Genomic DNA, 11,316 nt, shown 5'->3' with positions numbered 1-11,316 from the left:
TGACGTCGACGCATCTGACGCGGACTTGCAACCAGACCTGCGGGCGCAGCGCCTCGGACCTGCTGGCCGAGCGCAAGATCGGCGAGGCGCGCCGCCTTCTGGCCGACACCCGCGCCCCGATCAAGGAGATCGCGGCCGCGCTGGGCTATGCCTCGCCAGCCTATTTCACCCGCGCCTTCCAGTCCCGAACCGGAACAACACCCACGGCGTTCCGCAAGGCCGATTGAAGCCCCCGCGCGCCTCCCCGCCGCTTTCGGCGCAACTCGGCCGGACCACCATAACCACCACCGGCCAGACGCCCGCCGTGCCGCGGTCAAGGACAGATCGCCGGTAGCGGAGACCCTCGCGTTTTTCCGCGGCGGGTGGGTCAGAAATGTATCGCGCGGCCCCAGGCATCCAGCACGGATTCGTGCATCATCTCGGACAGGGTCGGATGCGGAAAGACCGTCTGCATCAGTTCGGCCTCGGTGCTTTCCAGACCGCGCGCCACGACATAGCCCTGGATCAGTTCGGTCACCTCGGCGCCCACCATATGCGCGCCCAGAAGTTCGCTGGTCTTCGCGTCGAAGACGGTCTTGACCATCCCCTCGGGCTCGCCCAGCGCGATCGCCTTGCCATTGCCGATGAAGGGGAAGCGGCCCACGCGGACCTCGTAGCCCTTTTCCTTTGCCCGCGCCTCGGTCAGCCCGACGCTTGCGACCTGCGGATGGCAATAGGTGCAGCCCGCGATCGAGCCCGGCCGGATCGGATGCGGATGGCCGCCCGCGACCAGTTCGGCCACCATCACGCCCTCATGGCTGGCCTTGTGCGCAAGCCAGGGCGGGCCGGCCACGTCGCCGATGGCATAAAGCCCCTCGACGCCGGTGCGGCAGAATTCGTCGGTGACGACATGGGTGCGGTCGACCGTGACCCCCAATTCCTCCAGCCCCAACCCCTCGACATTGCCGACGATGCCGACCGCCGAGATCACCGTATCGACCTCGATCTTCTCGGTCTTGCCGCCCTGTTCGACATGGGCGGTCACGCTGTCGGCCTCGCGGTCGAGCTGGCGGACGCTGGCGCCTTCGAGGATCGTCATCCCCTGCTTCTGGAACTGCTTCTTCGCAAAACCCGAGATCTCGGCATCCTCCACCGGCAGGATGCGGTCCAGCACCTCGACCACGGTCGTCTCGGCGCCCAGCGTGTTGAAGAAGCTGGCGAATTCGATGCCGATTGCACCCGAGCCGATGACCAGCAGCTTTTTCGGCATATGCGGCGGGACCAGCGCGTGGCGGTAGCTCCAGACGCGCTTGCCGTCGGGTTCCAGCCCCGGCAGTTCGCGCGCCCTTGCGCCCGTGGCCAGCACGATGGCGGGCGCGGCCAGATCCTCGCTGCCCTTGTCGGTCCGGACCGACACAAGGCCCGGTCCGGGCAGCGTCGCCTCGCCCATCACCACGGTGACCCTGTTCTTCTTCAGCAGGTGCCCGACGCCCGAGGCCAGTTGCCTGGCCACGCCGCGCGAGCGCTTCACCACCGCATCAAGATCATAGCCGATGCCATCGGCCGTCAGCCCGAATTCCTTGGCCCGGTGCATCAGGTGAAAGACCTCGGCCGAGCGCAGCATCGCCTTGGTCGGGATGCAGCCCCAGTTCAGGCAGATGCCGCCCAGATGTTCGCGTTCCACCACGCAGACGCTCAGGCCAAGCTGCGCGCCGCGGATCGCGGCGACATAGCCCCCCGGCCCCGCGCCGATCACGATCATGTCGAAATTCCGCACGGTCATCCCTTCCCCCCTGTCCGACGGTCCCGTCCTGCCCGCCCTTAGCCGGCGGCGCGCAACTGCTCCACGCAGGCGGCATAGCCGCCGCCGTCAAGGAAGGCGATTTCCTCGGGGGAGGAACCGCGATGCAGCGCCTCGTTGCGGAAGGGAAAGCGGCCGAACTTGCGGATCAGTTCACGATGCGCCTTGGCATGCAACAGGTTATCTGCGCCGGTCTGGGGCATCCGCGTCAGCATCATCCGCACGCAGCGGTCCTGATCCATCAGGCATTCCGAATGCATCAGCGGCATGTAGAAGAACTGCCGCTCGGGCTCGGGGCAGCGGGTGTCGAAATTCAGGTCGATCGCCTGTTTCGACGCCGCCCGGGCCAGTGCGTCCGTGGCGAAGGCGCGCCAGTCGCCCCGGAACATGTTGCGCGGGAACTGGTCGGTCAGGATCAGGAAGGCCAGCGCCCCGGAGGGGTTGGTCGGCCAGTCATGCAGAGCGCCCGCATGGGCGGCCTCCCAGTCGGGCTTGAATCGTTCGGTGATCGCCGCATCGACCTCCGGATCGGCCTTGTACCAGCCATCGGGGCCGACCTCGTTCAGCCAGAACTCGATGATCTCCTCGCGGCGCGCCATTCCACTACTCCTGCTGCCCTTCGTGCCTGCCCTTGCGGTCAAGGGATCGTTTCAGATTAAGCCCCTGCACGCAAGCCGTCAGGACCGTCCCGCGGACTCATCGCCGCGCGCCTGGGACCCGTCCTGCTGGGCCTCCATGGCAACCTCGCCCGCGACCTCGACGGCGACCGGCGATGCGGTTGGCAGAACCGGCGCATAAGACCCCGTCTCGTCCACGGGAACGGGCGCGCGCTGGGTCATCCGGAAGCCGGTGAAGACCGCCAACGACAGCATCAGCACCGTGATGAACAGGAAAAAGCCCTGCGGCCCGATCAGCCCCATCATCCAGCCGGTCAGCAACGGCCCGATGATCGCGCCTACCCCGTTGATGAACAGCAACCCCCCCGAGGCCGCGGCCATGTCGTCGCGTTCCAGATAGTCATTGGTATAGGCAATCAGCAGCGCATAAAGCGGGTTCGACATCCCTCCGATCACGAAGGCCGCGACCAGCAGCGCGGCGAAGCTGCCCCCCAGCGCCGTCGCGACACCCGCCGCCACGCCGCCGATCGCCGCCGAGCCGAGGATCAGCGTGCGCCGGTCCATCCGGTCCGACAGCCAGCCGATCGGGTATTGCAGCAGAAGCCCCCCGATATAGATCGTGGCGATGAAACCCGAGATCTCGGCCACGCTCAACCCCGCGCTGGTGCCATAGACCGAGGCCATCCCGAAGAGCGCCGAATAGACGCCCCCCATCAGGAAGATGCCGACCGCCCCGGTGGGCGAGATCTGCACCAGCCTGCGCAGCGACATCGGCTTGGCGGTCTCGAAGGCTGGGGTGGGACTGACCGACAGCAGGATCGGCGCGAACGAGATCGACACCAGCACCGAGGGGATGATGAACAGGATGAACCCCGCCGGATCCGCGGTCAGGATCAGCCCCTGCGCACTGACGATGCCCGCCATCTGGGTGATCATGTAAAGCGACAGCGACTTGCCGCGGGTCTCGTTCGTGGCGGCGTTGTTCAGCCAGCTTTCCGCGGTGACATAGACCGCCGAGAAGCAGAACCCGATCAGCACCCGGCCAATGGTCCAGGCGATGGGATCGGCAAGCGCCGGGTAAAGGATCAGGATGGCCGAGATCAGCGAGGCGAGCGCCGCGAAGACCCGGATATGGCCGACCCGCCGGATCAGCCCCGGCGCCAGCCGCGAGCCGCCCAGGAACCCCACGAAATAGGCCGACATCACGATCGACATCTCGAAGGTGGAAAACCCCTCGATCCCGCCGCGGATGCCCAGCAGCGTGCCCTGGATGCCGTTGCCGACCATCAGCAGCAGCATGCCCAGAAGCAGCGCCCAGGAACTGGCCAAGACCTGAAACATGCGCACCGTCCTTTCGCGTGACTGGCCCGTGACCAGGGGAGTTCGACGCGACTCAGATGCCCGTCTGCGACCCCTGCCTGACCGCTTGCGGCACCGGGATCAAGAGCGAGGCATCGCCATAGGAAAAGAACCGGTAACCCGAATTCACCGCATGGGTGTAGATCCGCCGGATCCGGTCCGTCCCCATCAGCGCCGAGACCAGCATCATCAGCGTCGAGCGCGGCAGGTGAAAGTTGGTCATCAGTGCATCCGCGATCCGGAACCGGTAGCCCGGCCGGATGAAGATATCGGTCTCGCCCACCCAGGGGTGCAGACGGCCCGCCTCATCGGCGGCGCTTTCGATCAGCCGCAGCGCGGTGGTGCCCACGGGAATGATCCGCCCGCCCGCCGCGCGGGTGGCGTTGATCTCGGCGGCGGCCGCTTCGGTCACCTCGCCCCATTCGGCATGCATCCGGTGCGTCGAGACATCGTCGGTCTTGACCGGCAGGAAGGTGCCCGCGCCGACATGCAGCGTCACATGGGTGAAGGTGACGCCCCTTGCAGCCAGCGCGGCCAGCAGCGGCTGGTCGAAATGCAGCGATGCGGTGGGGGCAGCCACGGCGCCGGGACGGGCGGCCCAGACGGTCTGGTAATCCTCGCGGTCCCGCGCGTCGGCGGGGCGCTTCGCGGCGATATAGGGCGGCAGGGGCATGGCGCCCGCCTCGGCCAGTGCCGCGTCGAAGGCCTCGCCCGCGAGGTCGAAATCCAGCACCGCGTCCTCGTCGCCCTTCGCGCCCACCAGCGCGCCAAGGCGGTCCGAAAAGATCACCCTGTCGCCCGGTTTCAGCTTCTTCAACGGTCGCGCCATCGCCCGCCAGCATCCGCCGGGCGCGGGCTCCATCAGCGTCACCTCGATGCGCGCCTCGACCGGCCCCTGCGCCGTCTCGCGCCGGCGCAACCCGGTCAGCCGGGCGGGGATCACGCGGGTATCGTTCAGCACCAGCCGGTCGCCGGGCTGCAACAGGTCGGGCAGGTCGCGCACATGCAGATCGCGCAGCCTGTCGCCCTCGGCCACCAGCAGACGCGCAGAGGATCGCGGCCGCGCGGGCCGGGTCGCGATCAGCGCCTCGGGCAGGTCGAAATCGAAATCCGACAGCTTCATTGCCCCGCCTCCTGCCGGGCGCGCGGCGGCGGACTGCGGAATATCTCGCGGAACATCCCCGGGGTCAGGATCGACAGCGGGTTGACGCGCACCGTCGGGGCCTCGGCCGCCCCCGAAAGGCGATAGTTGAAGCCGAACAACCCCTCGCCACGGCGGGTCAGCAACGAGCCGATGGAATTCAGCATGTAGACCGGCGAGATCACGCCCTGCATGTCGATGCGCCCCTCGCGCGTGCCATAGACCCCGGCCATCGAGATGCCCAGTGACGGACCGACCGCGCTGGCCCGGCGGATTTCCACCGCACCCGGCATCAGCCGGAACTGCGCCTCGACAGTCGAGAACATCAACCCATCGCCATTCAGCAACTCGACCAGCCCCACGACCGAGATCGCCGACAGCAATTCCGCCAGAACCGGCATGCCGCGCACGCGCAGGCCGTCGATCCTGAGCCGGCCGGAGTAATGCCCCTCATCTCCCCGCGGCTGCAAGACCAGATCGAGCCTGCCGCCATGCGCGCGCCCGTAGATGCCCGCACCCCGCAGCGCCGCGCCCGCATCGTCCGACCGCACCCGGACCGCGGTGCCGCCCTCGGCGGGCACCAGCGTCGCGACGACCGGCCCGCCGCCCTCGACCGTTCCGGTCAGCTGGCCGTTCAGCCCGCCCTGCCCCGACAACCGCCCGCGCAGCCCGGTCAGCGCAATGCCCTCACTGACGATCAGCCGGTCCAGCGCCACCTCGACCGCACCGCCGCCCTGCCGCCCTGCCGGGCCTCCACCCGAGGGCAGCGCGCGCAGATCGACCCTGCCGCCCGCGATCGCGATGGCAGGCAGACGGCCCGCGCCCCGGCCGCTGAGCACGACCGGCGCATCGAACCAGCCGCCCAGCCGCACCCGCGACAGCCGCGCGGCGTCCAGCCCACCTCCGTCGGTCAACGCGATGGACCCCGTTACCGACAGCCCCGGCGCTTCGAGCAGCAGCCTGTCGATTGCGGGCGCCTCGCCCAGCCGCCCGGCCAGGTCCAGCCGCCCCGCGCTGCCCGCCGGTTTGGACCAACCCAGTTCCGGCACGGCAAGCCGCAGCCCCACAAGGTCGGAGTCCAGCGTGAACCGCGGTGCCGCATCGGGATCGAGATCGAGCGAGAAGTTTGCCCGCCCAACCCCCGAAAGGCTTCCCTCGGGCAAGCCGATCCCGAAGGTCGCGTTTGTCGCGGCCGACAGCTCCAGCGTGCCCTCGACCCGCGATGCCCCGCCATTCCCCGGCCCGCCCGGCATCGCCCAGGCCGCGCGCAGCGGCACCCCGTCCAGGCCCCCCTCGCCCGAAATCGCCATCATCGTCGGGCTGGCCTCCAGCCGCAGCGCATCGGCCTCGAACCGTCGTCCGGGCACCAGATCGTCAGCGGCGACCGCACGCAGATCGCCCGCCAGACGCCAGCCGATATCCTCGACCGCCAGCCCCTTGGCCAGTGGCATGTCCAGACGGGTCTCGATCAGCGCCTCGCCCGTGGCAAGATCGGGCGCGATCCCGGCTGCGCTGGCGATGCCTAGCGGCGGCTGGTCGATCAGCGACAGCGCGGCGGGAATGGTCGAGCGGGTGCGCAGAACGATCTCGGCCCGCGGCACATCGGCGGTCATGTCGGGCACCTGCAAGGTCGAACCCGCCACGTCCACCTCGCCCTCGGGCGTCGCAACGCTGCCACGCTCGACCGACAAGGCAAATCGGTCGCTGTCGATCGTGACATGGCCGATACCCTGCCGGATCGGGGGAAACCCGTCCAGAAACTGCACCTCTGCATCGCGGATGGCATGGGTCAGCGACACACGCAAAGTCTCCGCCGGCGGGCGTCGCAGCGCGGCGCGACCGTCATGGACAATGCCAGCCAGAACATTGGCCTCGATCCAGCCCCTCGTGTTCGGCGCCAGTGTCAGCGGCCAGAGCGACAGGAGCCGCTGCCGGTCGATCTCGGGGATGGTGACATCCACCGCGACATCCCAGCCCTCGGGCAGCGCGCGCACGCGGCCCCGGCCACGATAGCTGCGCCCCTCGTCCAGCAGCACGACCTGACCCAGCGTCGCGGTGAACGGGAAAAGCCGAAGCTGAAGGTCCAGCGCGCCACCGGTAAGGATCGCGGGCGTCTCGAACACCCCATCAGGGTCAAGCGCGACCTCGCGAAAGGCGAGCTGGGCGACCAGCGTCTCGGGCCAGCCACCCTCCATGTCGCGCAGATAGGCATGGCCCTCGGCACTCAGCCGCAGGATCGCGGTATCGACCGCGATGCGGTCGAAATTCAGACGTCCCGCCTCGGGGTCGTAGGTAAAGGCCGACCGCCCCGAGGCAAAACCGATCGGCGGCGCGCCCCCTGCGGGCCGTAGCGCGCCCGCGCCGATCTCGAGCGCCGCGGCAAGCGGGCCAAGACTGCCATCGGCAAGGACCTCGGTGCGGATTGCGCCGGAAATCGGCGCGTCGATCACCGCCAGCGCGGCCAGGGCGGGCGATTGCGTCGCGATATCGGCCGAGGGCACGTCCGAGAAGGTCGCTGCGAAGCTCGTGGCGGGGCTTCCCTTGCGAGAGACGAAATCGAAGGCCAGTTCGGCGGGTAACTCGGCCTGCCCCCGGAGCGAGAAGAAGGCCCGGATCGCGACCTCGTCCGCATCCTGGTCCAGCGTCATCAGCCCGTTCTCGACAATCCATGTCCGGCCTGCACGGGCATCCTCGAAGGTCAGGCCCAGCCCCTCGACACTGACCGCCTCGATTGCAACAAGCCCCGGCGCCGAGAGTCCGCGGTCGATCTCGTCGAGCAGTTCTCCCAGGCTCGCCGCGGCGCTGACCGGTGCGCCCGTGCGCCCCAGCGCAAGGTCGAGCCGACCATTGGGCGCACGACGCAGCGTAAGCTCCGCTCCGTCAAGCGCCACATGCGTCACGTCAAGTCGCCCCGAGGCCAGCCCCGCCGCAGAGATCGTCGCCGCGATCACCGGCAGCGCGGCGACATCGCGCCCCGCCCCGTCGAGCACCACGACATCGCGGAACCGCACCGAAGGGACCGCCTTGCGCGAGAACATGACCCCCACCCCGCCGATGCGCATCTCGGCGGGCGCGAACTGGCTGTTCAGCCGCGCCTCGATCCGTGCCGTGGCCCAGCCGGGCAGATCGACCACGCGCCCGGTCAGCGCCAGTCCGGCCAGCCCGCCCAGCCCCATCAGCATCCCGAGACTCAATAGCAACCAGATGCCGAACCGCTGGTGCGGCTCGATTACACGCGCTTCGGCGCTGGTCTCCGGCTCTTTACCGCTCATCCCGACGGCCCGCACCGCATCTGCGCGGCGAAGGATCTCCCGCTTGCCTGCCTGCGCGCAGCGCCTATTGTCTGACGCGTCACGCTATACCCAAGGCGCCTGCCCGCCAACCCGAAGGCCCTCGACCGAAGGACCGCGAACCCGAAGGACCGACAGACCCATGATCGACTCCGGCCAGACCGCGCCCGATTTCACCCTGCCCCGGGACGGGGGCGCGGATGTCACGCTTTCGGCGCTGCGCCCTGCCCCCGTGGTTCTCTATTTCTATCCCAAGGATGACACGTCGGGATGCACGAAGGAAGCCGTCGCCTTCTCGGGCCTGCTGGCCGAGTTCGAGGCGGCGGGTGCAAGGGTCTTCGGCATCTCCAAGGACAGCGTCGAAAAACACGGCAAGTTCCGTTGCAAGCACGAACTCAGCGTGCCGCTTCTTTCCGACGAAGGCAGCGATGTCTGCGAGCGCTACGGCGTCTGGGTCGAGAAGTCGATGTATGGCAAGAAATACTTCGGCATCGAACGATCCACATTCCTGATCGACGGGTCGGGCACGGTCGCGCGGGCCTGGCATAAGGTGAAGGTGCCGGGCCATGCCGAAGCGGTTCTGGAGGCGGTGCGCGCCCTCTGAGCGCGCGCGCTGGCCGACCCGACGGAATCCGCAGCCGACGCCATACCAGCGGCAGAACGCGACCGGCGGTGTTCCGCGGATCGGATGCGGAAATCGGCGGATTCTCGCCAGAATGCCGCCGCCCCCTTGAGAAAAAGCAAAAAAAATTTGCGGCAGAGCGATGCGGTGGTTAGTGACGGGGGGTCCGGAGCGGCTCCGCTGCTCCGGATCAAGCAAGATAAGCAGCTGAGGTGCAGGCATTGACGGGGCGTTTCCTCCACCGCATCGACATGGCGCTTGGGCGCTATCTTCCCGAACAGAGACTTTTTCTGCGCACCGACCACAGCACGCGTTTCCTGCGTCTCTCGCCGAAGACCCAGCTTCTGGGTCTTGCGGGCGGGGCCACCGTGATGGCCTGGGCGATGCTGTCCACGGCGATCGTGCTGATGGACCAGGTCGGCGCGGGCAACCTGCGCGACCAGGCCAAGCGCGAGCAGGCCCTTTATGACGAGCGGATCAACGCGCTGGCGGCCGAGCGCGACCAGGCCGCCAGCGAAGCCGCCGCCGCGCGCGAACGCTTCGAGATGGCCATGGGCGAGGTGTCGCGGATGCAATCCGAGTTGCTGTCCTCGGAAGAACGCAACCGCGAGCTGGAAACCGGCATGGACGTGCTGCGAAAGGGCCTGCGCAAGACCGCGGCCGAGCGCGACGCCGCCCGCGCCCGTACCCGGGAACTGGCCGCCACGCTTGCCGGCGAGCCCGGCGGGGAGATGGCCGAGGGTCCGCGCACAGCAGATGTGCGGGAGATCCTCGCCTTCCTGACCGGCGCGCTGGAAGAAACCGCAGGCGCGCGCGACACCGCCGCCGCCAACGCCTCTGCCGCGCTGGAACTGGCCGAAGCGCTGGCCTACGAGCATGACCTGGTCGCGGAACGGAACGACCAGATCTTCTCCTCGCTGGAAGAGGCGCTGACCGTTTCGGTCGTTCCGCTGGAAAAGATGTTCAAATCCGCGGGACTCTCGCCCGATCGGCTGATCGACCGGGTGCGTCAGGGCTATGGCGGGGTGGGCGGTCCGCTGGTGCAGATCTCTGCCTCGACCAAGGGCGATTATACGCCCTCCGCCGACGAACTGCGCGCCCGGTCCCTACTTGACAAGATGGACGAACTGAACCTCTACCGCATCGCCGCCGAGAAGCTGCCCTTCGTCCAGCCTGTGAAATCCGCCTACCGCTTCACCAGCCCGTTCGGCGAGCGACGCCACCCGATCACGGGCGCACGCAGCATGCATGAGGGCGTGGATTTCGCGTCCTCGCACGGCACGCCGATCCACGCCACCGCCGATGGCGTCGTCGTCAAGGCGGGATGGCAGTCGGGTTATGGCCGCCTGGTGACGATCCGGCACGATTTCGGGCTGGAAACCCGCTATGCCCACATGTCCAAGATACGGGTCAACGAGGGTCAAAGGGTCTCGCGCGGGGACGTGATAGGTGATATGGGAAATACCGGACAGTCGACAGGGACGCATCTGCACTACGAGGTGCGCGTCGACGGGAAGCCCGTCAACCCCATGACCTATATCGAGGCAGCCAGAGATGTTTTCTAAAAGCAGGATCAACGAGCCCGGCCCGAAGGCCGGCGAACCGGAAAAATCGAAGCTTCCCGAGCCCGGATTCCCGCGCACCGGTTCCGACAGCCCCGTTCCGGCCGCGCCCAAGGCCAAGCCGCCCGCTTCGATACTGTCCTCGGACCTCGTGGTGACAGGCAATCTCAAGACGTCGGGCGACATCCAGGTCGAAGGAACGGTCGACGGCGACATCCATGCGCATCTGCTGACCGTCGGCGAAAGTGCCACGATCCGGGGCGAGGTGATGGCCGATGACGTGGTCATCAACGGCCGGGTGATCGGCCGGGTGCGCGGTCTGAAGGTGCGGCTGACCTCGACCGCGCGGGTCGAGGGCGACATCATCCACAAGACCATCGCGATCGAGAGCGGTGCGCATTTCGAGGGCTCGGTCCAGCGCCAGGACGACCCGCTCAATGTCGGCCAGCGCGGCGGCGGGGCGAAGGCCACGCATGTTCTGGGCGACGGCGCGGCGGTTGCGCGCCCACCCAGCGAGACCGGCCAGCCCAAGGGCTGAGCCCGACGATCCTCAGGGAGGAGGAAGCGCCCCGCGCCGGCAACGGCAGGGGCCCTTTTGCGTGACCGGTGGGATTGCCCGCGTCAGAGGCCCCGCGCGGCCCGGTCCGGTTTTCGCGAAGCGCATGGCGGGCCGTTGCCTCGGTCCCGCAGGGTCCCCACCATCGGACAGCCCCCAGAACAGGGAGACCCATCCATGAATCCGGTCGACTCCCGGATTACTCAGGCGTTGCACTGTTCGCCGCAACCGGTGGCTGGCGGTCTCGCGCAAACAGCTTGATATCATCGGCTTCCTGTTTCCGGGCGCGGTCACCGGCATCGGCGGGGGCACCTTGCGCGATCCGGTTCTGGGCGTGCCGGTCTTCTGGGTGCAACAGAATCTCTACCGTGTTGTCTGCGCCGCGACCG

General features: G+C 68.2%; 10 protein-coding genes. 5 read left to right on the top strand and 5 right to left on the bottom strand.

What is annotated here, in order from left to right; translation table 11 throughout:
* Window positions 1–227: helix-turn-helix domain-containing protein (locus ENN83_RS13560; protein WP_287187786.1), on the top strand; the 227-nt coding region annotated here is incomplete at its 5' end.
* A 140-nt stretch (window positions 228–367) separates the two neighbouring features.
* Here the strand turns inward: ENN83_RS13560 and lpdA are convergent.
* The 5 genes from lpdA to ENN83_RS13535 form a co-directional block, all read right to left on the bottom strand.
* Window positions 368–1,762, bottom strand: a complete 1,395-nt coding sequence (lpdA, locus tag ENN83_RS13555) for a dihydrolipoyl dehydrogenase (RefSeq protein WP_287187784.1) — start codon at window positions 1,760–1,762, stop codon at window positions 368–370.
* A 38-nt stretch (window positions 1,763–1,800) separates the two neighbouring features.
* Window positions 1,801–2,379 carry a DUF924 family protein gene (locus ENN83_RS13550; protein WP_287187782.1) on the bottom strand — a complete coding sequence of 193 codons (579 nt, stop codon included), beginning with the start codon at window positions 2,377–2,379 and terminating at the stop codon, window positions 1,801–1,803.
* Between the two features lie 78 nt (window positions 2,380–2,457).
* A complete protein-coding gene (locus tag ENN83_RS13545; protein ID WP_287187780.1) occupies window positions 2,458–3,738 on the bottom strand; it encodes an MFS transporter in 1,281 nt (426 codons plus the stop codon).
* A 52-nt stretch (window positions 3,739–3,790) separates the two neighbouring features.
* Window positions 3,791–4,879, bottom strand: coding sequence for a tRNA preQ1(34) S-adenosylmethionine ribosyltransferase-isomerase QueA (gene queA / locus ENN83_RS13540; protein ID WP_287187778.1), 1,089 nt, complete (start codon window positions 4,877–4,879; stop codon window positions 3,791–3,793).
* Window positions 4,876–8,169 carry an AsmA-like C-terminal region-containing protein gene (locus ENN83_RS13535; protein ID WP_287187776.1) on the bottom strand — a complete coding sequence of 1,098 codons (3,294 nt, stop codon included), beginning with the start codon at window positions 8,167–8,169 and terminating at the stop codon, window positions 4,876–4,878. The genes queA and ENN83_RS13535 overlap by 4 nt, the downstream gene beginning before the upstream one ends.
* Window positions 8,170–8,329: 160 nt before the next feature.
* Here ENN83_RS13535 and ENN83_RS13530 point away from each other — a divergent pair, with 160 nt between their 5' ends.
* The 4 genes from ENN83_RS13530 to ENN83_RS17005 all read left to right on the top strand — a co-directional run.
* Window positions 8,330–8,791: a peroxiredoxin gene (locus tag ENN83_RS13530; RefSeq protein ID WP_287187774.1), complete on the top strand. Its 462-nt coding sequence runs from the start codon at window positions 8,330–8,332 to the stop codon at window positions 8,789–8,791.
* 239 nt (window positions 8,792–9,030) lie between these two features.
* Window positions 9,031–10,374: a DUF5930 domain-containing protein gene (locus ENN83_RS13525; protein ID WP_287187772.1), complete on the top strand. Its 1,344-nt coding sequence runs from the start codon at window positions 9,031–9,033 to the stop codon at window positions 10,372–10,374.
* Window positions 10,364–10,909 carry a bactofilin family protein gene (locus tag ENN83_RS13520; RefSeq protein ID WP_287187770.1) on the top strand — a complete coding sequence of 182 codons (546 nt, stop codon included), beginning with the start codon at window positions 10,364–10,366 and terminating at the stop codon, window positions 10,907–10,909. The genes ENN83_RS13525 and ENN83_RS13520 overlap by 11 nt, the downstream gene beginning before the upstream one ends.
* Window positions 10,910–11,108: 199 nt before the next feature.
* The coding region (locus ENN83_RS17005; protein WP_349760133.1) for a TRIC cation channel family protein at window positions 11,109–11,316 on the top strand (208 nt) is incomplete at its 3' end.

This window comes from Rhodovulum sp. (assembly GCF_011048875.1).
Classification (GTDB): domain Bacteria; phylum Pseudomonadota; class Alphaproteobacteria; order Rhodobacterales; family Rhodobacteraceae; genus Rhodovulum; species Rhodovulum tesquicola.
Note: the sequence above shows the minus strand (reverse complement) of the source record. Positions and strands in the feature narration are given on the sequence as shown.